Below are 23,826 nucleotides of genomic sequence, written 5' to 3'. Positions count from 1 at the left end.
GACCTCATTGTTGCAGACCAGAAGCAAAAAGTCGCTATAGCGTCAGCCGATGATACCAAACGAGAAAATCGGTGCGATTTATGCGCCCGGCAGCCCGAGCGCAGGCTACCGGCAGGGGAGGTTGGCGCCGCTCATGGCGCTCGTTTTTTATGAGGTCGGCCCACTGCTCTATACGGGGTCGGTCTGGTCGCCCATTGGCCGGCGTCGTTGAACATCCAGGCGGCCAGGATCAGAGCAGTTCGTGGATCTCGCTCAGGATCTGGTCGACCCACTGCTCGATACGGGGTCGGTCTGGTCGTCCATTGGCTGGCGTCGTCGAACATCCAGGCGGCCAGGATCAGAGCAGTTCGTGGATCTCGCTCAGGATCTGGTCGACCCACTGCTCGATGCGGGACTCGGTCTGGTCGTACTGGTTGGCGTCATCGAGGGCCAGCCCGACGAAGTGACGGCCATCGTCGATGAGCGCCTTGGAGGCATCGAACTCGTACCCCTCGTTGGGCCAGTAGCCCACCAGCTTGACTCCCTTGGGGACCAGCTGATCGTGCAGCAGGCCGAGGGCATCCTGATACCACTCCCCATAGCCCAGCTGATCGCCCATGCCAAACAGGGCGATGATGCGTCCCTCCAGATGCAGGTCGGCGATGTCTTCCCAGCGGGATTCCCAGTCCTCCTGCAGCTCGCCGAAGTCCCAGGTGGAGATGCCCAGGATCAGGATGTCGTACTCCTGCATGCGGGCGAGGGGCACATCCTTGATGTTGTGGAGATCGACCAGCTCGGGGCCGATGAGGGCGCGGATCTTCTCGGCGGCCATCTCGGTGTAGCAGGTGGTGGAGCCATAAAACAAACCTATCTTCATCGCTCTTCTCTTGATCGCAGTCGGCAAGGGGCGTGACCGGCACAGCGGCGCCCGGGGGGGAGGGCGCCAGTCTAGCAGATTGCGCCGGGCTCTTCACCGCCTGAGGGGATGTGCAGCCTTGCCTTGCGGCCCGGGTGGGTCGGCACGTTACAATGGCGACCTGTTTCCCTGAGCGCGGCGCACCATGAGCAAAGCAGAATCCCATCCCCTGATCGAGCCGTTTCTCGACGCCCTCTGGCTGGAGCGTGGGCTTTCCGACAACACGGTCAGCTCCTATCGCACCGACCTGGAAAAATTTGCCCTCTGGCTCGATGAGCAAGGCGGTTCCCTGCTGCTGGCGGGGCTGGACGACATCCAGCACTACCTCGCCTGGCGGGTGGACCATCAGTTCGCGGCCAGCAGCACGGCCCGTTTCCTCTCGGCCCTGCGCCGCTTCTACCAGTACCTCAATCGCGAGAAGCTGCGCAGCGACGATCCCACCGTGCTGCTGGAGGGGCCAAAGCTCCCCAAAAAGCTGCCATCGGATCTGAGCGAAGCCGAGGTGGAGGCGCTGCTGCAAGCCCCCCTGGTGGACGATCCGCTGGAGCTGCGGGACAAGGCAATGCTCGAGCTGCTCTACGCCACCGGGCTGCGGGTGTCCGAGCTGGTGGGGCTGACCGCCGAATACGTCAGCCTGCGCCAGGGGCTGGTGCGGGTGGTGGGCAAGGGCAACAAGGAGCGCCTGGTCCCCATGGGGGAGGAGGCGGTGCACTGGCTGGAGCGCTACTACCGGGAGGGGCGCACCCTGCTGCTGGGTGGCACCAGCTCGGATGTGGTGTTCCCCTCCAAGCGGGCCCGGATGATGACCCGCCAGACCTTCTGGCACCGCATCAAGCTCTATGCCCTGAGAGCCGGCATCAGGGGGGAACTCTCCCCCCACACCCTGCGTCACGCCTTCGCCACCCACCTGCTCAATCACGGCGCCGATCTGCGAGTGGTGCAGATGCTGCTGGGCCACGCGGATCTCTCCACCACCCAGATTTATACCCACGTGGCCAACGAGCGGCTCAAGGCACTGCACGGCCAGCACCACCCCAGAGCCTGATCGCCTCATCGGCCTTGCAACAAAAAACCGCCCGAAGGCGGTTTTTTTTTCAGCACACGACAGGGAGGAAACGGTTATTTCCCCTGCTGGGATTTCAGCAAGTCGCGGATCTCGGTCAGCAGCTCCTGATCCTTGGTGGGGCCGGCCGGGGCAGCGGCTTCCTCTTCCTGCTTCTTCTTCAGGGTGTTGATGGCCTTGAGCCCCATGAAGATGGCGAAGGAGATGATCAGGAAGTCGATACAGGTCTGGATGAACTTGCCGTAGGCGATGACCACGGCAGGGGCATCCCCTTCGGCGGCCTTCAGGGTCACGGCGAGATCGCTGAAATCCACGCCCCCCAGGATCAGCCCGATGGGGGGCATGATCACGTCTCCCACGAAGGAGGAGACAATCTTGCCAAAGGCGGCACCTATGATGATACCGACCGCCATGTCGATCACATTGCCCCTGGATGCAAAGGCCTTGAACTCTTGAATCAGACTCATTTTTCCCCCTAGAAATGGACAACGTGCCACCTGAGCGCACGTCGATTTGAATAATAAAACATCAGCAAAACAGAGGGATGACTAAAGATGTCTCCCGTCGTCCTGATTAGCTTGCGGGGCTCAAGCCCGATTGGCAACCTGTCATCCCGTGATTTTTTCTTGCGGACGTTATTAATCGATCACTAATTAAGGTCTTTGGGAGAGGGAATTGTCTGGGTTACCTTATGAGACCCTTCAATCATGCCAAGTGAATGAGCTGATGCGATATTTACTGCTGGGAATGATGCTGCTGTGCGCTTTTGCGGCCAGCGCGGGGATGGACCCCCATGTGTTGAAACAGACCATAGAGCAGCGCCTCGGTGTGCAGGTCTACCTGGTGGACGAGACCCCCATGCCGGGCCTCTATCTGCTGGGCACGGCCCAGGGACTGCTCTACAGCGATGCCAGGGGAGACTATGTGCTGCAGGGCTCCATGCTGGATCTGGCCCACGAGATGAGAAACCTCACCCGGCTCAGCCAGCAGCAGCAACGCAGGCTGGCGCTCTCCCAGATAGGGGAGGCCCGGCTCTGGCTCAAGGCCACCCCTGAACGCCACCGCCTCACCCTGTTTACCGATCTCGCCTGCGGTCCTTGCCGCATCGCGCTGGAGGAGTTGCCCCGCTTGCAGGCGAGGGGCGTGAGCGTGCAACTGCTGCCTGCGCCTGTCGCCGCCTCGGATCAGGCTAGTTGGTGCGATCCCGGTCTGCTGCGCGAACTCAACTTCAGCGATCGTTTGCCTGAGAGCGGCTGTAATGCGATCCTTGCCCATCATATCGGCCTGAGCCAATGGCTCGGGATCAAGGCGTCACCGAGCTGGGTCCTGCCCAATGGCGACCTGGTGCGCGGTTACCAGAGCCCCGAACAACTGCTCAAGATACTGGATCACATCAATGCCCCTGCAAATCCGTCGTCGTCCGCGAGTTGATGATTCCCATCTGCCCGCCACCCTGCACCCGCTGCTTCGCCAGATCTTCGCCAGCCGCGGGGTAGAAGACCCTGCCCTGCTGGAGCGCAGCGCCAACCAGCTGCTGCCGCCCCAGCGTCTGTTCGGCATGGCGCAGGCGGTGCCGCTGCTGGCCGAGGCGCTGACGGCGCAAAAACGCATTCTCATCGTCGGTGACTTCGACTGCGACGGCGCCACCAGCTCGGCCCTGTGCGTGCTGGCCTTGCGCGCCATGGGGGGGCACCACATCGATTTTCTGGTGCCCAACCGATTCGAGTTCGGTTATGGCCTCACCCCGGAGATCGTCGAGCTGGCGGTGGCCCGCGGCGCCGAGTTCCTGATCACGGTGGACAACGGGATCTCCAGCATCGCCGGGGTGGCGGCGGCCAAGGCGGCAGGCATGCAGGTACTGGTTACCGATCACCATTTGCCCGGCCAGGAGCTGCCTGACGCCGACGCGATAGTGAACCCCAACCAGCATGGCTGCGACTTCCCCTCCAAGTCCCTGGCCGGGGTCGGGGTCGCCTTCTATCTGATGGCGGCCCTCAACACCCATCTGCGCCAGAGCGGCTGGTATGAGCGCCAGGGGCTGCGCGCCCCCAACGTGGCGGATTACCTCGATCTGGTGGCCCTCGGCACCGTGGCCGACGTGGTGGCGCTCGATGGCAACAACCGCATTCTGGTTCATCAGGGTTTGCAGCGGATCCGGGCCGGCCGTTGTCGCCCCGGCATCCAGGCGCTGGTGGATGTGTCGGGCCGCGACGGTCGTCGCCTGTGCGCTGCCGATCTCGGCTTTGCGCTGGGGCCGCGCCTCAACGCGGTGGGCCGGCTCGATGACATGTCCCTCGGAGTCGCCTGTCTGCTCTGTGACGACATCAACCTGGCGCGCCAGTTCGCCTCCGAAATGGACAGCCTCAACCAGGAGCGCAAGGAGATCGAGCAGGGGATGCAGCAGGAGGCGCTCGTCACTTTGGAGCAGATCCGTTTTCGTGACGGCGAGGTGCCCTCCGGCATCGTGCTGCACCGGGATGAGTGGCATCAGGGGGTGGTGGGGCTGGTGGCCTCCAAGGTGAAGGAGAAGTACTACCGCCCGGTCATCGCCTTTGCCGAGAGCAGCGAGACCGAGCTCAAGGGATCCGGGCGCTCCATCCCGGGGGTGCACCTGCGCGATGCGCTGGAACTGCTCGATACCCGCCACCCCGGCTTGATGGGCAAGTTTGGCGGCCACGCCATGGCGGCCGGGTTGACCCTGCCCAAGGCCAATATCGAGGCCTTCGGCCGTGCCTTCGAGGCGGTCATCGGCGAGCTGGTGACCCCTGAGCTCTTGACCGGGGTGCTGCTCACCGACGGCGAGCTGCTGCCGGACGAGCTCACCCTCGAGCTGGCGGAGCTGATCCGCGCCTCCGGCCCCTGGGGTCAGGCCTTTCCCGAGCCGCTGTTTGACGGGGAATTCGTGCTGGTGCAGCAGCGGCTGGTGGGGGAGAAGCACCTCAAGATGATGCTGACCACGGATTCCGGCCACGCGGTGGATGCCATCGCCTTTGGCGTCGACTTGCAGCGCTGGCCCGATGCCTCGGTGAAGCGGGTGCGGCTGGTCTACCGGCTCGACGTCAACGAGTGGCGCGGCAACCGCAGCGTGCAGCTGCTGGTGGAGCATCTGGAAGCCGCCGGCCTCTGATTCCCGCGAGTCTCTCTTGCTGTCGATGACGGCCACCTCAGGGTGGCCGTTTTTTTATGGTGTGAACCCGGATGTTGTCGTTGACCCGTCTATTGCTTCACAGTTTAAGCTTCCCTTCATCGGGTCACGGACCCCTCAGCGAGTGGTTGTCATGAAAATATCCGAACTGGCCCGGCGCTGCGGCCTGGCCCGCTCCACCCTGCTCTATTACGAGAAGCTGGGGGTGATTGCGGGCACGAGGGGCGCCAACGGCTATCGCCACTACGACGATGACGATCTGCAGCGGCTGCGGATGGTACAGGCCCTGCAGGCCGGCGGGCTCAGCCTCAAGCAGTGCCTCGACTGTCTGGCGGGCGAGCTGGAGCAGGCAACACTGGAAGCCCGGATCAGGGAGCTGGATGAAGAGCTGGCGCGGATGCAACGCGCCCGGGATCTGCTGGCGGATCTCGCCGGTTTGCGTGCGCACTCCGGCGACGAGTTCAAGGCCTGGCAGCGGCAACTGCAGCATCAAGCCCCGCAGGCTTACTTTGCCTGGGTGATGAAGCAGGGATTCAGTGAAAAAGAGCGTTACCACCTGCAGTGGCTCAGCAAAGACATGAATGAACATGAACGTTACATCCGGGATTTCAAGCTGCTGCTGGATGGCATGAGCTATTGGGGGCCGGGCGATAGCCTCTTCACCCAGCAGCAGTTTGCCGCGCTGCCCAGCCAGCCTCGTCGGATCCTCGACATGGGCTGTGGGCGTGGCGCCGCCACTCTGGCGCTGGCACAAGTGACGGACGCCACCATCGTGGCCATCGATCTGGACGAGGAGGCGCTGGCCGCCGTGGCGAGATCGGCCAGCGCGGCGGGGCTGAGTCAGGTCACTACTCTGTGCGCCAACATGGCGGCGCTGCCGGCAGATCTTGCCCCCGCCGATCTCATCTGGGCCGAGGGGAGCGCGTACACCATAGGGGTGGCCAATGCGCTCAAAGCCTGGCGGGCGCACCTTGCCGGCCCTGATGCCTGCATCGTGCTGAGCGACCTGGTGTGGCTGACGGACACGCCGCCAGAGGAGGCGCTGGCGTTCTGGCAGCGGGATTATCCCGTCATGCAGACCCTGGCGGGCCTGCTCAAAACGGTGCAGGAGGCGGGTTATCGCTGCCTGTGGCACACCGAGTTGCCGCAAAGGGCCTGGCACAACTATCTGGACCCCATCGAGCGCAATCTGGCGCGCCACAGTGCCGAGCTGGGGGATAGCCCCGCTTGGCAGGACTTGAGCCGGGAAGTGGCCATCCACCGCCAACACCTGGGCAGCTATGGCTATGTGATCTGCTGCCTGCAGGCAGTCTGATCAGGTCATCCATTGAAAGAGAGCAAACGGAGAAAACCTATGAACATCATCATTCGGCCCGAAACAGGCGCCGATCACGACGCCATTGAAGCGCTGACCGTGGCCGCGTTCCTCAATGCCCCCCATACCGATCACAACGAACAGCTGATCGTGCGCGCTTTGCGCCAGGCCGGGGCACTCAGCCTGTCGCTGGTGGCGGAGCTGGAGGGGCAGGTGGTCGGTCACCTCTGCTTCTCGCCGGTGACCATCAGCGATGGCTGCCCGCACTGGTATGGTCTTGGTCCCATTTCGGTCTCTCCTGCGCTGCACGGCAAGGGGCTGGGGTCACGGCTGATGGAGGTGGGTCTGGCCGAGCTCAGGGGGATGGGAGCGGCTGGCTGCGTGGTGCTGGGGGATCCCGGCTTCTACGGCCGTTTCGGTTTCGTGCCCGAGCCGGGGTTGACGCTGCCCGGCGTGCCGCCCGAGTACTTCATGGCCCGCTTGTTCGGCGCTGCCATGCCCCGTGGCGAAGTGTGCTATCACCCGGCCTTTGTGCAGGAGTGAGGGTCACCGTGAGGGAAAAGAGAGGGCTCCTTGCGCTCATTGTGGTTTTTAATTGCCCTCTTTATTTATAAAGAGGGTTTTTAGTATCAATTCGTGGGTGTTTGCAGGGTTTAAAATTCAATAAAAAGATGAATTGTGATATATTCGGCCTAGCTGAATTCTCTTTTAAAGAAGGGACTCCCCGCTTGTCACCCTCTGGCCGACGCTCTACCTGGCCGATGGCGCTCGCCATCGCCTGCCTTCTGTGGCTTGCCGCCTTCGCCGCGGCAGAGGTCGGTGCAGCCGTACGTCAGGCCGCGGTCGGCCAGGACGCCTCGATGCAGTTGCATGAGCCGGCCGATCCTGGGCTTGTCAACAGCGTCAGCCTGCCGCCGGGCGGCCAGTGGCGGCTCAGCTTCGAGCAGGGTCGACGGTTGGAAGGGGCCGCTCAAGCCGAGCTCTATGAGGTGCTGCTGGCCTGGTTCCAGCACGAGATCCTCGGCCTGCTCTGCGGCCTGCTGTTTTTCCTGCCCCTCATCTATCTCAGGCAGCGGCCCGACTACTTCGGCGCTCTGCACACACGGCGGCTTCGCTGCCACCACCTGCAATATCGCTTCTGCCAGGGCGACTAGGTTCACCAGCCGGGCGCCTGCCCGTTTGATCCCCGTCATTGAGTACCGCTGACCGGGCTGCTCGGCAGTCTGGCGGCTGCCGTGGTCATTCTGGGTGCTGCGCCAGCTCTCTCTGTAAACGTCATCTTCGCGACTGGCCGTTGGCCGGGCGCGGACATGCTCTTATTGCAACCAAGTGGTGAACTCATTCATGGACTATTACGTCAATCTCTTCATCCAGTCGATTTTTGTGGAAAACCTGGCGCTGGCCTTCTTCCTTGGCATGTGCACCTTCCTGGCCGTCTCGAAAAACATCAACACCGCCTTCGGTTTGGGCATGACGGTGCTGGTGGTCATGGTGATCGCCATCCCCCTCAACAACCTGATCTACCGCCATATCCTGCGTCCCGAGAGTACCTTCCTCGGGGAGTTTGATCTGGGCTTTCTCGATTTCATCGTCTACATCGGGGTGCTGGCGGCGCTGGTGCAGGTGATGGAGATGGTGCTCGACAAACATTTCCCGGCGCTCCATCACGCGCTCGGTATCTATCTGCCGCTGCTGACGGTGCACTGCGCCATCTTCGGCGGGGTGATGTTCATGGCGCAGCGGGATTACGACTTCATCGAATCCGTGGTCTACGGGGCGGGCTCAGGGCTGGGCTGGCTGCTGGCCATCGTCGCCATTGCGGGGTTGCGCCAGAAGATGAAGTATTCGGATGTGCCCGAGGGGCTGCGGGGGATCGGCATTACCTTCATCGTGGCCGGGCTGATGTCCCTCGGCTTCATGTCTTTTTCCGGCATCTCGCTCTGAGCCATGGGCCGGGTGGTGGCCCAATGAAGGTGCTCAATCCAGACGCTTTGCCATGTTGTAGCCGGTGATGGTGAAGCCCAGCGCCTGATAGAGCGCCAGTGCCCTCGGGTTGTCATGGGCCACCCTCAGCTTGATCTGGTGGATGCCTAGGGGGGTGAGCTGCCCCTCCAGGGCGGCCATGGCAGCCTTGCCGAGGCCGCGACCACGATGGGGCGGTGTCACATAGAAGTCGTAGATGAAGGTGGTGCCGGCGGCGCCGTCGATGGCGTGCCAGAGATAGCCCAGAGGCTCGCCCGGTGCGTTCGAGGCTTCAGGTACCATGGCGAGCAGGTGATGACCCGGGGTGGCGACACCCAGTGGCAGGAGCTGCTGCAACGAGGCGTCGGCATGACGGTGGGCGTCAGGCAGCGCCATCCCGTGGTTGCTGGCAAGATCCTGGGCGTAATCCTCGATGAAGTAGTCGCGATAGGCGGGAAAGTCTGCGTCACGCAGGGGGAGCAGGCGAACGGTGAGAGTCGGCATCCGGCACAGCACTCCAGAGAAGGGGAGTGGCCACGTTACGCCAGAACGGCGCCAATCACAAAGGGACAACCGCTGCCTGCGAGGTGACGGCGATAAAAAAGAGCGCCCAGGGGCGCTCTTTTTCTGCCAGCAGGAAAAGAGGCTTATTTGACCTCTTCCCCCTTGGCTTGCAGGTCTGCGTGGTAGGAGGAACGCACGAAGGGACCGCAAGCGGCGTGGCTGAAGCCGAGATCCATGGCCACATCCTTGAGTTCGTCGAACTCTGCGGGCGGCACATAACGCTTCACCGGCAGGTGGTGGCGGCTCGGTTGCAGGTACTGGCCCAGGGTCAGCATGTTGACGCCGTGCTCGCGCAGATCCTTGAGTACCTCGACGATCTCCTCGTTGGTCTCGCCAAGGCCCATCATCAGACCGGACTTGGTCGGCACGTGGGGGTGCATCTCCTTGATGCGGCGCAGCAGCTCCAGAGACCACTTGTAGTCGGCGCCCGGACGGGCAACCCGGTACATGCGCGGGGCGGTTTCCAGGTTGTGGTTGAAGACGTCAGGCGGGGTCTCGCGGAACACCTCCAGCGCCTGCTCCATCCGGCCACGGAAGTCCGGGGTCAGGATCTCGATGCGGGTCTGGGGGCTGTGCTCGCGGATCTCGCGGATGCAGTCGGCGAAGTGCTGGGCACCGCCGTCCCGCAGATCGTCGCGGTCCACCGAGGTGATCACCACGTACTTGAGGTTCATCTCCTTGATGGTGAGTGCCAGCTTCTTCGGTTCCTCCGGATCCAGCGGCAACGGACGGCCGTGGGCCACGTCGCAGAAGGGGCAGCGGCGGGTACAGATGGCGCCCATGATCATGAAGGTCGCGGTGCCGTGGTTGAAGCACTCCGCCAGGTTGGGGCAGGAAGCCTCTTCACACACAGAGTGCAGCTTGTTTTTGCGCAGGGTGCTCTTGATGTGCTCGATCTTCTGGCTCGACGGCGGCAGCTTGATCCGCATCCACTCCGGCTTGCGCAGCACTTCCTCGTTGGGATCCGGCATGAATTTCACCGGGATCAGGGCCATCTTGTCGCCATCGCGCAGCTTGACGCCCGGCTCCATACGAACGGGTTTGCTCATGATTCACTCTCGGTGTTTGTTATTGTCTGGTTGACGGTCACCAGGGGCCTTGCGGCTCCCTCGTGACCACGGGGCATGGGGTTGCTCATGCCGCCTCTTCGGTATTCGTGATCTCTTGGTAGCCAATCAGGCGGGCCAGCTCCGTCACCAGCAGGGACTGTGCCTCGGCGACGCTCTGCGGGCCGCCCAGGGCGCTGGTCTGGGTCATGGCCATGCCCGCATAGCCGCACGGATTGATGCGCAGGAAGGGAGTCATGTCCATGTTGACGTTGAGGGCCAACCCGTGGAACGAGCACCCCTTGCGAATGCGCAAACCCAGGGACGCCAGCTTGGCTTCCATACCCAGATCGCTCTTCACGTAGACGCCCGGGGCATCGGCCTTGGCGTAGGCCTCGATATTGCTTTTGGCGAGCGTGTTGATGATGGCGGTTTCGAGGCAGGTCACCAGCTCCCGTACAGAGAGCTTGCTGCGGCGCACATCCACCAGCACGTAGAGCACCAGCTGGCCCGGGCCGTGATAGGTCACCTGGCCGCCGCGATCACTCTGCACCACCGGGATGTTGCCGGGGGCGAGCAGGTGTTCGGCCTTGCCGGCCTGACCCTGGGTGTAGACGGGGTCATGCTCCACTACCCAGAACTCGTCCGGGGTGTCGGGGGTGCGATTGTCGGTGAACGCCTTCATGGCGTCCCACACCGGCTGGTAGGGGCGACGGCCCAGCTGTCTGACGAGCAGTTGGCCGGCTGACGGTTGTGGCTCGGCGGGCGTTTCGAGTGACATCTTTCCTCACTGGCGGCGCGGTGTCGGTACGGTCGCCGCTGCGACCGGGCGGCAAATAATCAGTCGCCCCGGTGGCGGGGCGAGAGAGGCAACTTACAGGACGTAACGAACCAGCTCGATCTTGCCAAGGGCGGTATACATGGCCTCGATGTGTTCCTTGCTCTGGGCGGTGACCGTCACCCGTACCGAGTGATAGTTGCCCTTGGAGCTCGGTTGAACGGTCGGGCTGTAGGTGCCGGGAGCATGTTGCTGCAGCACTTCCACCACCATGTCGGGCAGGGCGGGATCGGCCACGCCAAGCACCTTGAACGGGAACTTGCAGGGGAACTCCAGCAGTTCATCAAACTTGGTATTCATCTACTTCACCTTTCTGGGTCGCCGGGAAGCGACGTCATCTTTACGTCTTTGAGGGCCGCCGAAACGGTCCCCTCATCTGCCCCCAGGGGGCAGTTCCCAGTCTATATGGGCATGAGCCGCCTCGGGATCAAGACCCGGCGGTGCGGCAAGACGTGGAAATGCTGCTTTTTACCACAAATCGTCAGTCGGCGGAACCTGCAGATTACAGGGTTATTGACTGGACAGACCGCAAAAGACAGCAGCGGCGCCTGTTGGCGCCGCTGCTTGAGGAAGGGTCTGTTACTTGAACCAGCTGGAGACCAGCATCACCAGGTAATCCCACAGGCGGCTCATCAGGCCACCTTCCTGCACCTCTTCCAGGGCAACCAGGGGAACCTGCTTGATCTCCTTGTCCCCTTGCTTGAGGTACACGGTGCCGACGCGCTGGCCCTTGGCCAGGGGCGCCTTCAGCTCGCTCTCCAGTTGGAAGTCCGCCTTGAGGTTGTTGCCCTGGCCACGGGTGACCAGCACGGAGACGTCCTTGTCGACCCCCAGCTTCACTTCAGACTTGTCGCCCATCCAGATCTTCTGGGTGACCAGTTCGGTGCCCGCCTTGTAGGGGGTCAGGCTCTGGAAGAAGCGGAAGCCGTAGGTGAGCAGCTTCTTGCTCTCGGCGGCGCGGGAAGCCTCGCTGTTGGCCCCCATGACCACGGCGATCAGGCGCATGCCTTCGTTGTTGGTGGCGGAAGAGACCAGGTTGTAGCCTACCTGGCTGACGTGGCCTGTCTTGATGCCGTCAACCTGCAGGGATTGGTCCCACAGCAGGCGGTTGCGGTTGTGCTGGGTGATGCCGTTGAACACGAAGGACTTCTGGGAGTAGATCTTGTACTCCTCCGGCTGATCGTGGATCAGAGCCTGACCCAGGCGGGCCATGTCGCGGGCGGTACTGTAGTGGCCCTCTTCATCCAGGCCGTGGGGGTTCTTGAACTGGGAGTCCTTCATGCCGAGCTTGGCGGCCCAGGCGTTCATCAGGCTGGCAAAGGAGTCGGTGCTGCCCGCCAGGTGCTCGGCCATGGCGACACAGGCGTCGTTGCCGGACTGGATGATGATGCCCTTGTTGAGATCATCGACGGAGACCTGCTTGCCCACCTCGATGAACATCTTGGAGGAGTCGGAGTAGTTCTTGGACCAGGCGTTCTGGCTGATGGTCACCATGTCGGTGCCCTTGATGTTCCCCTTGTGCAGCTCGTCGCCGACGATGTAGGAGGTCATCATCTTGGTCAGGCTGGCGGGGGGCAGACGCTCGTCGGCGTTCTGCTCGGCCAGCACCTGGCCGGAGAAGTAGTCGATCAGGATGTGGGCCTTGGCGGAGATCTCGGGCGCGGCAGGCACCACCATGGGGGCGCTGTTCAAAGTGGGGACCGGCTGGGCACTCGGCAGGGCCGAATCCGGGGTCGGAACAGGCTGGTTGGCCTGAGCGGTGGCGCTTAACAGGGAGGCCAGAATAACGGAGCGGGCAAATTTGGACATCTTGAAATTCCTGGTGCCTGGATGGGATGTACCCAAGTTGAAAAAAAGCGGGCCCCACTATACCAGATGTGCGTGTCGGTCATAGTCCGAGATGCGACCTGGACGGGATTTTATGGGATGGTCCCCGACCTCGCGTCGTATCCCGGCGCGAGGTCGGGGCGGGTATCAGGGCACGATGAAGGCCTGCTCCAACCCACCCTGGCGGATCTGCTCGAGCAGGGGGGCCTGCTTGTCGCTGGCCACGGGTCCGAGCAGGACGCGGAAGACGGCGCCGTGCGCCACCACCTGGTACGGCACGCCATAGCGCTGGGTCATCACCTTGCCCATGGCCTCGGCCCGCGCCTGCGAGCCGCTGGCGAGCACCTGGATCATCTTGCCCTGGGTCGCTCCGGCCTTGGGGGGGGAGACGGTGGTGGTTGCCGTGGCGGCAGGAGCAGGCGCGGCCTTGGCCGGTGCCGTGGGGGCCGGCGTCTCGTTGACGAAGGAATTGGCGGCTGGCGCCGCAGGCTCCATGGGCGTCATCGGGGTCATGGGCATCATCTCCACCATCTGATCCGGCTGATCGGTGATGAGTTCGAGGCGCACCCGGGCCTCACCCCCTTCCACCATCTCCAGCTGCGCGGCGGCGGCGTGGGAGAGATCGATGAGGCGATCGCTGCCGAAGGGGCCGCGATCATTGACGCGTACTATGGTCTCCAGGCCATTGTCCAGATTGGTGACCCGCACGTAGCTTGGCAGGGGCAGGTTGCGGTGGGCGGCGCTGAACAGGGTGCTGTCCTGCACGTCGCCGTTGGCAGTCTTGTTGCCGTCCAGATCCCGGGAGAGCCAGCTGGCAGTGCCTTTCTCGCTGTAGTGCTTGATGTCGCGCCACACCTCAAACTTCTGCTTGCCAATCCAGTAGTCCCGGTTGCCGCTCTCGCTCATGGGTTCGGGGCGGGGAATGGCGCCGGTCGCCTGGGGGATCTCGATGACCTGGGGCTTCTCCTGGGGGACGGGCTCCGGGGGCAGCGGCTGGGGTTCGGGTTGGCTGCTACAGGCGGCCAGCAACAAGGTCAGGCTGAGGGGAAGAAGTTTGTGGCTGTAATGCATAAGCGTCCTGGATTGCTTGACTGAGTTGATGCACCGCCATCGCATAGAGAGGGCTGCGATTGTAGCGGGTGATCACGTAAAAATTGTGGCGCGCGACCCAGTATTCCGGTCCTTCGGCCTGCTCCATCGCCAGCAGTTTTACCGGCGTCTCGGGTGACGGCGGTGTGGCGACTTCTATGCCCGCAGCGGCCAGCTCTGCCCAGCGGTGTCTTAGCTCGGGCTCGGGCTCGGGTGCAAGCAGGGTACCTACTGGCGCCAATCCGATCAAGGCGGGCTCCACCACCGGCTCGCCCCAGCGCCAGTGGTGCAGGGCGAAGTAGTTGGCCACGCTGCCGATGGCATCTGCCGGGTTGGCGAAGAGATCCCGCTTGCCGTCTCCGTCGAAGTCGACCGCGTAGTGGCGGTAGCTGGAGGGCATGAACTGGCCCATGCCCATTGCGCCGGCATAGGAGCCCTTGAGATTGGTGAGCGGCCACTTCTCTTCCCGGGCAAGCAGCACCAGCTGGGCAAACTCCTTGGCGAAGAAATCCTCCCGTTCTGGGTAGTGGAATCCCAGGGTGTAAAGGCTGTCGAGCACCGGATGGCGGCCCATCTGTCGACCGTAAAAGGTCTCGATGCCGATGATGGCGACGATGAGGGAGGCGGGGACCTGGTAGGTCTGCTCGGCCCGTGCCAGGGTGGCGGCATGGCGCTGCCAGAATCCCACTCCGTCCCGGATGCGCTCCGGGGTGACGAACAGCGGCCTGTAGCGGTGCCAGGGCTTGGCTTCCCAGGGGCGGCGGATGGTGTCCAGCACCTCCTGGCGCAGGCTGGCCTGGGCGGCGGCGGCCTGCAACTCTGCCAGCGGCACCTGCTGCTGCTCGGCCAGCAGGCTGAGCCGGGCCGGCGAGACGGCAGCACCCGCCGTCAGGGTGCACAGAGATAGAGCCAGCCAGCCGAGCCGCATCAGGCGAGCAGCCGCCTGTGGGTCTGGATGGACATCAGAACGCCGAAGCCCGCCATCAGGGTCACCATGGAGGTGCCGCCGTAGCTCACCAGTGGCAGGGGCACCCCTACCACCGGCAGGATGCCGCTTACCATGCCCATGTTGACGAACACATAGACGAAGAAGGTCAGGGTCAGGGCGCCCCCCAGCAGGCGTTCGAAGCTGTTCTGGGCCTGCATGGAGATAAACAGGCAGCGGCTGATGATGTAGAGGTAGATGACCAGCAAGAGGGCCACTCCCACCAGACCGAACTCCTCGCTGAAGACGGCGAAAATGAAGTCGGTGTGGCGCTCTGGCAGGAATTCGAGCTGTGACTGGGTGCCTTGCAGCCACCCCTTGCCGAACACGCCGCCGGAGCCGATCGCAATCTTGGACTGGATGATGTGATAGCCGCGACCGAGCGGGTCCTTCTCCGGGTCCAGCAGCATCAGCACCCGCTGGCGCTGGTAGTCGTGCATCAGGAAGAACCAGAGTACCGGCATGAAGGCGCAGATGAGCAAGACCGCGAGCCCGATGAGCCACCAGCTGATCCCCGCCAGGAAGATGACGAAGAAGCCGGAAGCGGCCACCAGGATGGAGGTGCCGAGATCGGGTTGGGCCGCGATCAGCAGGGTGGGCAGCAGCACCATCACCAGGGCGATCATCACATGGCTGAACTTTGGCGGCAGGGAGTGCCGGCTGAGCCAGGCGGCCACCATGATGGGCATGGAGAGTTTCATCACCTCGGAGGGCTGGAACTTCATAAAGCCGAGGTCTAACCAACGTTGAGCCCCCTTACCGATATGGCCGAACACGTCCACCGCGATGAGCAGCAGCACCACCACCGCAAACAGGGGCACCGACCAGCGGGCATAGAGGGAGGGTGGCAGCTGGGCCATGCCGATCATCAGACCGAAGGCCAGGGCGCCGCGCACCAGCTGGCGCACGATGGAGTCGAGATCCTGGCCCGAGGCGGAGTAGAGCACCACCATGGAGAGGGCCATCAGGGTCAGCAGGCCGAGCAGCAGCGGCAGGTCGATGTGCAGCTTGTACCAGATGCTCTGCTGGCGGGCAGAATTACTCATTGGGAAACGACCTCACTCGGTTGGGACGGCTTTTCCGGTGCCGGTGGCAACTGGGGTTCCGGCGGGAGCAGATAGGCATCCAGCATGTGGCGGGCGACCGGTGCCGCCATGGCGCTGCCGCCCCCGGCGTTCTCCAGCACCAGGGCGACCACTGCCTTGGGTGCCTCGAAGGGGGCGAAGGCGACGAACAGGGCGTTGTCGCGGTGCTCCACCTTGGTGGTGGCCGCGTTGTAGACCTGGTTCTCCTTGAGGCCCACCACCTGGGCGGTGCCGGACTTGCCCGCCGCCTTGTAGGGGGTATTGGCGAAGGCGCGGCGCCCCGTCCCTTCGTGGCCGTTGATGACGCGCCACATGCCGTCCTTGGCCACCTGCCAGTAGGTATCGCTCTTGGCGGCGATGGCCACGTTCGGGTTGATGGGGGCGTTGACCACGCCATCGGAGGAGGCGGTGCTCTTGAGGAGGTGCGGCGTCACATCGTGACCGTTCTGGGTCAGGATGCTGATGGCCTTGGCGAGCTGGATCGGGGTGGCGCTCCAGTAGCCCTGGCCGATGCCGATGGAGATGGTGTCCCCCTGGTACCAGGGTTGACGCCAGCGGGCCATCTTCCAGTCCCGGGAGGGCATGACGCCCCGGGTCTCTTCATAGAGGTCCACGCCGCTGTACTGGCCGAAGCCGAACTTGGTCATGTAGCTGTTGATCTTGTCGATGCCGACCCGGTAGGCGAGATCGTAGAAATAAGTGTCCGCAGACACTTCGATGGCGCGATAGACGTCGAGCCAGCCGTGGCCCCAGCGGCGCCAGTCCCGGAACTTCTTGGTGGTGCCCGGGATGGAGAAGCTGGGCCCGCCGAAGTAGCGGTAATTGGGGGTGATCGCCCCCTCGTTGAGCCCCATCACCGCCATCATGGGCTTGACGGTGGAGGCGGGGGCATAGATGCCCTGGGTGGTGCGGTTCACCAGCGGCCGGGCGGGATCGTTGAGCAGCGCCGAGTAGTTGGCGCTGGAGATGCCGGTCACGAACAGGTTGGGGTCGTAGCTCGGGCTCGACTCCATGGCCAGGATGGCGCCGGTGTTGGGCTCCATCATCACGATGGCGCCCCGGCGGCCGGCCAGCAGCTCCTGGGCCTTCAACTGCAGGCGGATGTCGATGTTGAGGTAGATGTCCTTGCCGGGCTCGGGGGGCTGGAATTTCAGGGTGCGCACCACCCGGCCGCGGTTGTTCACCTCGACCTCCTGATAACCCGCCACGCCGTGCAGCTGATCCTCGTAGTACTTCTCTACCCCCTGTTTGCCGATGTCCTTGGTGGCGGCATAGTTGGCGAGCTTCTCCTCCTTCTCGAGGCGCTCCACGTCACGGGTGTTGATCTTGGCCACGTAGCCCAGGGCATGGGTGAGGGTGTCGCCGAACGGGTAGTAGCGCTTGAGGTAGGCCTCGATGCTGGCCCCCGGGTAGTTATGCTGGTTGACCGAGAAGAGGGCGACCTGGTATTCGGTCAGCTTCTCGAACAGGGGCACGGGCTTGAAGCGGCGCTGACGTTTGACCTCGGCCAGGAACTTCTCCTTGGTCCCTTCCGGCAGGGCCAGCAGGGTGATGAGGTCGTCCGCGGTCTTCTCCAGGTTCTCGGTCTCTTCGGGCACGATCTCCAGGCTGTAGACCGGGCGGTTTTCCGCCAGCAGGACACCGTTGGCGTCGTAGATGAGACCACGGGGCGGCGCCACCGGCACCACACGGATGCGGTTGTCGTTGGAGCGGGTCTGGTAGGTTTCGTAAGACTCTACTTGCAGGTAGTAGAGGTTAGCCAGCAGCACCAGCATGAGGGTGACCATGCCGATGTAGGCGACCAGGGTGCGCCGGAAGAACAGACGTCCCTCGGCACTGTGATCGCGCATTTCAATGCGATTCTTCAGCATGCCGTTACCTTGTGGCTGACGTGCGGGTGAGAGAGGAGAAATGCATGCTCAGGGTCGGCATGGGTCACTCTCTGTGATAAGGGTGATTGGTGGTGATGCTCCAGGCGCGATAGAGGCTCTCGGCCACCAGCACCCGCACCAGGGGATGGGGCAGGGTCAGGGGCGAGAGCGACCAGCTCTGCTCCGCAGCAGCCTTGCACTCGGGGGAGAGCCCCTCCGGGCCACCCACCAGCAGCGCCACATCCCGGCCATCCAGCTTCCAGGCTTCCAGTTGCACGGCGAGCTGCTCCGTGGTCCAGGGCTTGCCCGGAATGTCCAGGGTCACGATACGGGAGCGGCCGGCGGCGGCCAGCATGGCTTCCCCTTCCTTTTGCAGGATGCGGGGAATGTCGGCATTCTTGCCGCGCTTGCCTGCGCCGATCTCGACCAGCTCGAACGGCATGTCTTTGGGGAAGCGGCGACGGTACTCTTCGAAGCCATGCTCTACCCAGGCAGGCATCTTGGTGCCCACGGCAATCAACTGGATCTTCATCTTTGGTTACGCTGTCGCCCTTTATTGCGAATTGACCTGGGCGGCGCCGCTCCAGAGTTTTTCCAGCTGGTAGAAGTCGCGGTACTCATCCTGCATCACGTGGACGATGACCGACCCCATGTCCACCAGCACCCACTCACCGGTGAGTTCCCCTTCCACGCTCAGCAGGTCGAGCCCCGCATGACGGGCCTCGCTGGCGAGGTTGTGGGCGATGGCACTGACGTGACGATTGGAGTTGCCGGAGCAGATGATCATGGTGTCCGTGATGCTGGATTTGCCGCGCACATCGAGGGTGATGATGTCGCGGCCTTTCATGTCATCGATCTTGTCGACGATAAAGGCGAGCAATTCTTGGCCTTGCAATGTCTTCTCCTATCTTCCGGCGCCAGAGGGCGGCGGATTATATCATGGTCACTCCCGTTTCCCAGCCTGGCAAAGGGAGCATCGCCCGGGGAGCCGTCCCGTGGGGGAGGGGCCCCTTGACGATCACTATAGTGTGCAACCCGGCCTGGCAATAGTCAGGGCCGGGCCCGGTGCGCCCGGACGTGTCGGCTGAGCCGCCTGCGTGGCGCCGTTTACTGCGTTGCCGATGAGCGGTAGAGCCCGTGGCGCCGGATATAGTCGGCGACCGGGCTGGGCAGCAGGTATTTGGGATCCTGGCCTGCCGCGAGCAGGGCACGCAGGCGTGTGGCCGACAGCTCGACGGGCAGATTGTCACAAAGCCAGACATGACCGTGGCGCTGGCGATGGAGATCCTGAATGTCCCGGGTCTGGTGGCGGGCCAGCAGCGCGGCCACCTGGACGGGATAATCCGGTTGCCAGCCTGGGCGGCAGCTCACCACCAGATGGGCGTAATCGAGCAGCTCCTGCCAGCGGTGCCAGCCCGGCAGGCCGAGCAGGGAATCCATCCCCATCAAAAAGCAGAGCGGGGTGTCCGGCAGCTCGCTCCTCAATTCGACAAGGGTGTCGATGGTCCAGGAGGGGGTGTTGCGCCTGAGCTCCCGCTCATCCACCACGAATCCCGGGTTGTCCGCCGCAGCGAGCCGGACCATGGCGAGTCGCTGCTCGCTGGAGCAGAGTGGATTGGCCCGGTGGGGCGGGATATGGTTCGGGAGCAGGCGCACCTCGGCCAGACCCAGGGCGTCCCGTGCCTCGATGGCGGGCCTCAGGTGGCCGATGTGAATGGGATCGAAGGTGCCGCCGAGGATCCCGATGGGCGGTGTCAGCATGATTCCGTCTCCAGCAGGGGGAGCGGGGTTCCGTCACGAAAGCCGAGGGCGATGGTTTGCAGCATCAGCCAGGCCTGCTCGGTGTCGAAATGGCGCTGGGCATGGTCCAGCTGGGCCATCAGTTGCCAGAGTTGCCGGATCTTGGGGAAGGGAAGCCGGGTCAGCGCCTGCTGGATGAGTTGCTGGCGACTCTGCCAGATGCGCAGGCGGCTGAAATGCTCCACCAGGGGCTGTCCGGCGCGGGCGGCCAGCGCCAGCTCGGTGAGCAGCTCCAGCTCGCGGCACAGGGTCCAGGCCAGCATGCCGGGTTCGGTGCCCTCGGCGCGCAGGGCCAGCAGGATGCGCTGGGCCCGGTTCACCTTTCCTTCCAGCAGGGTATCGACGAGCTGGAAGGGGGTGAAGTGGGCGTGGCGGATGATGGTCTCCTGCAGATAGGCGACGCTGATGGGCTGGGGCGGCGAGAGCAGGGTCAGCTTCTCGATCTCCTGGCTCGCGGCCAGCAGGTTGCCCTCGTAGGCGTGGCACATGAAGTTGACCGCATCCGGCAGTGCCTTGAGGCCGAAGCGCTGAAAGCGGGCGCTCATCCAGCGCGGGAAGAAGCGGGGCTCGGGGTGGTTGACCGGCACATAGGTGCCGCTCTGGCTCAGCTTGTCGAACCAGGCCGCCTTCATCTGGGTCTGGTTGAGGCGGGGGCCCGAGAGCACCAGCAGCAGGTCGGGGTGGAGCTGCTTGCCAATATCGCTGATGCGGGCGGCGAGATCCTTGTCGATCTTGGCGGGCAGCTCCAGCTCGATGATCTGGCGGGCCGAGAACAGGCTCATGGCCTGGCAGGCATCGTAGACCTGGTTCCAGTCCAGCCCCTGTTCCACCACGAAGCTGTGGCGCTCATCGAAGCCCTGTTTGCGTGCCACCTGACGCACGGCGTCGACAGCTTCCAGTTTGAGCAGGGGCTCGTCCCCAAAAATGAGATAGCAGGGCTTGAGCCCTGCCTTGAGATGATCCGCAAACTGCTCGGGATAGACTCTCATCAACACCCTCTCATCAAGATACGCGCATCAGAACTTGACCTGACTGAGCTGGCGAATAACCAGGTTGGCGGCCTGCTCCTGCATCTCCTTGCCGAGCTGCTCCTGCTCGCGGGAGGAGGCGAGTGCCGCATCCGGCTTGTTCAGGAAGCTGCGGTTGAAGGTGATGGGGAAGACCTGGGTCGGTTTTCCCGGCATGACCACGGTGAACTGGGTGCTGTAACTGAGCAGGTATTCGCGGTCCTGGCCGATGGAGTCGACCGAGGCGACCTGGCTGCGGCTACGTACCCCGGCCAGGGTCAGCACCGGGATGCCCTCCTTGTCGGCGAGCTGCACGCCAGCGGCCTTGAGACGAGTGGTGACCAGTCGGTAGAAGTCGCTCTTGTTGTCACCGACCACTTTCATGGTCATCAGTTCGGGGGGAATGGCGGTGCCCCGCATCTGAAAACCGCAGGCCTGCAGCAACAGTCCTGCCAGCACGATGGCCATCCAGCGCGTGAAGATGGTGCCCATAAAAAATCCTCTTTGCATGAAGGGAAGAGCGGCGGGCGCAGGGCCCGCCGTCATCATCCGTGTGTCGTCAGCCCCTGGCCCAGACCGTCGGCCGCCGCCAGGGGAGGCGTCATCAGTTGGCCACGATGTTGAGCAGTTTGCCCGGCACGTACACGACTTTGCGCACGGTCAGACCGTCGGTGAACTTCTGTACGGACGCATCGGCCATGGCCAGCTTCTCGACGTCGGCCTGATTTATCTCGGCCGGCACGGTCAGCTTGCCGCGCATCTTGCCGTTGATCTGCACCACCACCAGCTTCTCGGTCTCGACCATGGCCGCTTCGTCAGCCACCGGCCAGGCCGCGACATCGATGTCCCCTTCCTTGCCCAGCATCTTCCACAGCTCGAAGCCGATGTGCGGGGTGATGGGGTAGAGCATGACCACGACCGCTTCCAGCGCTTCCTGCATCAGGGCGCGATCCTGAGCGTCGCTGCCCAGTTTGGTCAGGTTGTTCATCAGCTCCATGATGGCAGCGATGGCGGTGTTGAAGGTCTGACGGCGACCCACGTCGTCGCTCACCTTGGCGATGGTCTTGTGCAGCTCGCGGCGCACGGCTTTCTGGTCGCTGGTGAGGGCGGCGACGTCCAGTGCGGCAACGGCGCCACCGGATACGTGCTCGAAGGTGATGCGCCACAGGCGACGCAGGAAGCGCTGGGCACCTTCCACGCCGGAGTCGGACCACTCCAGGGTCATCTCGGCCGGAGAGGCGAACATCATGAACAGACGGACGGTATCGGCGCCGTAACGCTCCACCATCAGTTGCGGGTCGATGCCGTTGTTCTTGGACTTGGACATCTTGGTCATGCCGGAGTGGATCACTTCACGGCCTTCGAGGTCGACCGCCTTGGTGATGCGGCCCTTGTCATCACGTTCCACCTTGACGTCGAGGGGGCTGACCCAGACGTTGCCACCCTTCTCATCCTTGTAGTAGAAGGCGTCGGCCAGCACCATGCCCTGGCAGAGCAGGCGCTTGAACGGCTCGTCGCTGTTCACGAGGCCCGCATCACGCAGCAGCTTGTGGAAGAAGCGGGCGTAGAGCAGGTGCATACAGGCGTGCTCGATGCCGCCGATGTATTGATCCACCGGCAGCCAGTGGTTGGCAGCCGCCGGATCCAGCATGCCCTTGTCGTAGTCCGGGGAGCAGTAGCGGGCGTAGTACCAGGAGGACTCCATGAAGGTGTCGAAGGTATCGGTCTCGCGGAATGCTTCCTGGCCGTTGTAGGTGGTCTTGGCCCACTCGGCGTCGGCCTTGATGGGGCTCTGGATGCCATCCATCACCACATCTTCCGGCAGCAGTACCGGCAGCTGATCTTCCGGGGTCGGCACCACGGTACCATCCGCCAGGGTCAGCATGGGGATGGGAGCGCCCCAGTAGCGCTGACGGGAAACCCCCCAGTCGCGCAGACGGTAGTTGACGGTGCGCTTGCCCTTGCCGAGCCCTTCCAGCTTGTTGGCGATGGCATCGAAGGCACCCTGGAAGTCGAGGCCGTCGAACTCGCCGGAGTTGAACAGCACGCCCTTCTCGGTATAAGCCGCTTCGCTCACGTCGACGTCACCATCAACCGGCTTGATGACAGGCTTGATCTCGAGGCCGTACTTGGTGGCGAATTCGTGGTCACGCAGGTCGTGACCCGGTACCGCCATCACGGCGCCGGTGCCGTAGTTCATCAGCACGAAGTTGGCGACCCAGACCGGCACCTTGCGGCCATCCAGCGGGTGAATGGCGTAGAGGCCGGTGGCCATGCCCTTCTTCTCCATGGTGGCCAGTTCAGCTTCGGCCACCTTGGTGTTCTTGCACTCTTCGATGAAGGCGGCCAGCTCCGGATTGTTCTGGGCTGCTTGCAGCGCCAGCGGGTGACCGGCGGCGATGCCCACATAGGTCACACCCATGAAGGTGTCCGGACGGGTGGTGTAGACCTCGAGGTGCTCGGCCTGACCGTCGATATTGAAGCTGATGTTGACCCCTTCGGAGCGGCCAATCCAGTTGCGCTGCATGGTCTTGACCATCTCAGGCCAGCCTTCCAGATTGTCGATATCGTTCAGCAGCTCTTCGGCGTAGTCGGTGATCTTGATGAACCACTGGGGGATCTCTTTCTGCTCCACCGGGGTGTCACAGCGCCAGCAGCAGTTGTCGACAACCTGCTCGTTGGCCAGCACCGTCATGTCGTTCGGGCACCAGTTGACGGAGGAGGTCTTCTTGTAGACCAAACCCTTCTCGTAGAGCTTGGTGAAGAACCACTGCTCCCAGCGGTAGTAGTCCGGCTTGCAGGTGGCCAGCTCCCGATCCCAGTCATAACCCAGACCCAGCATCTTCAGCTGGTTCTTCATGTATTCGATGTTTTCGTATGTCCAGGGGGCCGGCGCCGTGTTGTTCTTGATGGCGGCGTTTTCTGCCGGCAGGCCGAAGGCGTCCCAACCGATGGGTTGCAGCACGTTCTTGCCATTGAGCCGTTGATAACGGGAGATCACATCACCTATGGTGTAGTTGCGAACGTGCCCCATGTGTAGACGACCAGACGGATAGGGGAACATGGAGAGGCAGTAGAACTTTTCCTTGTCTACTTTCTCCACCGCCTTGAAGGTTTTCTTGGCATCCCAGTGCTTCTGCACTGCTGGTTCTATGGATTGGGGAACGTATTGCTCTTGCATTGGTGACATCCGGATCTGTGAAATGAATAGATAAAACGGCTGGGAAATCCCGATAGAATACCCATATCCTGCGGCGGCAACAACCGCCAGCATCCGCCCGGTCTCGGGCCAGGTCCGGTACCCGCGAGGATTTGCAGAGCCGCAAGAGCCGCG

The 23,826-nt window shown here is 63.2% G+C and carries 24 protein-coding genes; 7 read left to right on the top strand and 17 right to left on the bottom strand.

The window, feature by feature from the left end:
• Nucleotides 1–337 precede the first annotated feature (337 nt).
• Nucleotides 338–856, bottom strand: coding sequence for a flavodoxin FldB (gene fldB / locus H7R73_RS17490; RefSeq protein ID WP_041212516.1), 519 nt, complete (start codon nt 854–856; stop codon nt 338–340).
• 184 nt (nt 857–1,040) lie between these two features.
• Between fldB and xerD the strand changes: the two genes are divergently transcribed.
• A complete protein-coding gene (gene xerD / locus H7R73_RS17485; protein WP_103259674.1) occupies nt 1,041–1,940 on the top strand; it encodes a site-specific tyrosine recombinase XerD in 900 nt (299 codons plus the stop codon).
• Nucleotides 1,941–2,014: 74 nt separating this feature from the next.
• On the opposite strand, the gene mscL is transcribed toward xerD, so the two are convergent.
• Nucleotides 2,015–2,425: a large-conductance mechanosensitive channel protein MscL gene (mscL, locus tag H7R73_RS17480; protein WP_010673746.1), complete on the bottom strand. Its 411-nt coding sequence runs from the start codon at nt 2,423–2,425 to the stop codon at nt 2,015–2,017.
• A 259-nt stretch (nt 2,426–2,684) separates the two neighbouring features.
• Here mscL and H7R73_RS17475 point away from each other — a divergent pair, with 259 nt between their 5' ends.
• From H7R73_RS17475 to nqrE, 6 genes are all read left to right on the top strand, one after another.
• Nucleotides 2,685–3,389, top strand: coding sequence for a disulfide isomerase DsbC N-terminal domain-containing protein (locus H7R73_RS17475; RefSeq protein ID WP_042014491.1), 705 nt, complete (start codon nt 2,685–2,687; stop codon nt 3,387–3,389).
• Nucleotides 3,355–5,085 (top strand): single-stranded-DNA-specific exonuclease RecJ, encoded by a 1,731-nt coding sequence (gene recJ, locus H7R73_RS17470; protein ID WP_103259675.1) that lies wholly within the window; start codon nt 3,355–3,357, stop codon nt 5,083–5,085. Before H7R73_RS17475 ends, recJ begins: the two co-directional genes overlap by 35 nt.
• Nucleotides 5,086–5,236: 151 nt before the next feature.
• Entirely contained in the window at nt 5,237–6,418 is a 1,182-nt protein-coding gene (locus tag H7R73_RS17465) for a MerR family transcriptional regulator (RefSeq protein ID WP_103259676.1), read from the top strand.
• Between the two features lie 39 nt (nt 6,419–6,457).
• Nucleotides 6,458–6,961: a GNAT family N-acetyltransferase gene (locus tag H7R73_RS17460; protein WP_103259677.1), complete on the top strand. Its 504-nt coding sequence runs from the start codon at nt 6,458–6,460 to the stop codon at nt 6,959–6,961.
• 185 nt (nt 6,962–7,146) lie between these two features.
• The gene (locus tag H7R73_RS17455; protein WP_232092705.1) at nt 7,147–7,572 is read left to right on the top strand and encodes a hypothetical protein; all 426 of its coding nucleotides are present in this window, start codon (nt 7,147–7,149) and stop codon (nt 7,570–7,572) included.
• A gap of 190 nt (nt 7,573–7,762) precedes the next feature.
• Nucleotides 7,763–8,362: an NADH:ubiquinone reductase (Na(+)-transporting) subunit E gene (gene nqrE / locus H7R73_RS17450; RefSeq protein WP_010673752.1), complete on the top strand. Its 600-nt coding sequence runs from the start codon at nt 7,763–7,765 to the stop codon at nt 8,360–8,362.
• Nucleotides 8,363–8,395: 33 nt separating this feature from the next.
• Here the strand turns inward: nqrE and H7R73_RS17445 are convergent, their stop codons facing one another.
• From H7R73_RS17445 to leuS, 15 genes are all read right to left on the bottom strand, one after another.
• A complete protein-coding gene (locus H7R73_RS17445) occupies nt 8,396–8,884 on the bottom strand; it encodes a GNAT family N-acetyltransferase (RefSeq protein ID WP_103259679.1) in 489 nt (162 codons plus the stop codon).
• A 143-nt stretch (nt 8,885–9,027) separates the two neighbouring features.
• Nucleotides 9,028–9,993, bottom strand: coding sequence for a lipoyl synthase (gene lipA / locus H7R73_RS17440; protein WP_039041111.1), 966 nt, complete (start codon nt 9,991–9,993; stop codon nt 9,028–9,030).
• A gap of 85 nt (nt 9,994–10,078) precedes the next feature.
• A complete protein-coding gene (gene lipB / locus H7R73_RS17435; RefSeq protein ID WP_010673755.1) occupies nt 10,079–10,771 on the bottom strand; it encodes a lipoyl(octanoyl) transferase LipB in 693 nt (230 codons plus the stop codon).
• Between the two features lie 93 nt (nt 10,772–10,864).
• Nucleotides 10,865–11,128, bottom strand: a complete 264-nt coding sequence (gene ybeD / locus H7R73_RS17430; RefSeq protein ID WP_010673756.1) for a DUF493 family protein YbeD — start codon at nt 11,126–11,128, stop codon at nt 10,865–10,867.
• Between the two features lie 279 nt (nt 11,129–11,407).
• Nucleotides 11,408–12,637, bottom strand: coding sequence for a D-alanyl-D-alanine carboxypeptidase family protein (locus H7R73_RS17425; RefSeq protein WP_039041110.1), 1,230 nt, complete (start codon nt 12,635–12,637; stop codon nt 11,408–11,410).
• A gap of 165 nt (nt 12,638–12,802) precedes the next feature.
• A complete protein-coding gene (locus H7R73_RS17420; protein WP_103259680.1) occupies nt 12,803–13,726 on the bottom strand; it encodes a septal ring lytic transglycosylase RlpA family protein in 924 nt (307 codons plus the stop codon).
• Entirely contained in the window at nt 13,668–14,672 is a 1,005-nt protein-coding gene (gene mltB / locus H7R73_RS17415; protein WP_103259681.1) for a lytic murein transglycosylase B, read from the bottom strand. Before mltB ends, H7R73_RS17420 begins: the two co-directional genes overlap by 59 nt.
• Nucleotides 14,672–15,775: a rod shape-determining protein RodA gene (gene rodA, locus H7R73_RS17410; RefSeq protein ID WP_010673760.1), complete on the bottom strand. Its 1,104-nt coding sequence runs from the start codon at nt 15,773–15,775 to the stop codon at nt 14,672–14,674. Before rodA ends, mltB begins: the two co-directional genes overlap by 1 nt.
• Entirely contained in the window at nt 15,772–17,685 is a 1,914-nt protein-coding gene (gene mrdA, locus H7R73_RS17405) for a penicillin-binding protein 2 (protein WP_010673761.1), read from the bottom strand. The genes rodA and mrdA overlap by 4 nt, the downstream gene beginning before the upstream one ends.
• Before the next feature lie 64 nt (nt 17,686–17,749).
• Entirely contained in the window at nt 17,750–18,217 is a 468-nt protein-coding gene (gene rlmH / locus H7R73_RS17400) for a 23S rRNA (pseudouridine(1915)-N(3))-methyltransferase RlmH (RefSeq protein WP_005298242.1), read from the bottom strand.
• Between the two features lie 21 nt (nt 18,218–18,238).
• Nucleotides 18,239–18,580 (bottom strand): ribosome silencing factor, encoded by a 342-nt coding sequence (gene rsfS / locus H7R73_RS17395; RefSeq protein ID WP_010673762.1) that lies wholly within the window; start codon nt 18,578–18,580, stop codon nt 18,239–18,241.
• A 212-nt stretch (nt 18,581–18,792) separates the two neighbouring features.
• Nucleotides 18,793–19,446 (bottom strand): nicotinate-nucleotide adenylyltransferase, encoded by a 654-nt coding sequence (nadD, locus tag H7R73_RS17390; RefSeq protein WP_103259682.1) that lies wholly within the window; start codon nt 19,444–19,446, stop codon nt 18,793–18,795.
• Nucleotides 19,440–20,474 carry a DNA polymerase III subunit delta gene (gene holA / locus H7R73_RS17385; protein WP_182951339.1) on the bottom strand — a complete coding sequence of 345 codons (1,035 nt, stop codon included), beginning with the start codon at nt 20,472–20,474 and terminating at the stop codon, nt 19,440–19,442. Before holA ends, nadD begins: the two co-directional genes overlap by 7 nt.
• 27 nt (nt 20,475–20,501) lie before the next feature.
• Nucleotides 20,502–20,984, bottom strand: a complete 483-nt coding sequence (locus tag H7R73_RS17380; protein WP_010673765.1) for an LPS-assembly lipoprotein LptE — start codon at nt 20,982–20,984, stop codon at nt 20,502–20,504.
• Nucleotides 20,985–21,096: 112 nt separating this feature from the next.
• Complete coding sequence (leuS, locus tag H7R73_RS17375) at nt 21,097–23,673, bottom strand: leucine--tRNA ligase (protein WP_103259683.1); 2,577 nt, start codon at nt 23,671–23,673, stop codon at nt 21,097–21,099.
• Between the last annotated feature and the right edge of the window lie 153 nt (nt 23,674–23,826).

The organism is Aeromonas sp. WP2-W18-CRE-05 (genome assembly GCF_014168615.1).
GTDB classification, from domain to species: Bacteria; Pseudomonadota; Gammaproteobacteria; order Enterobacterales; family Aeromonadaceae; genus Aeromonas; species Aeromonas caviae.
This window is presented reverse-complemented; position numbering and strand designations above follow the sequence as displayed.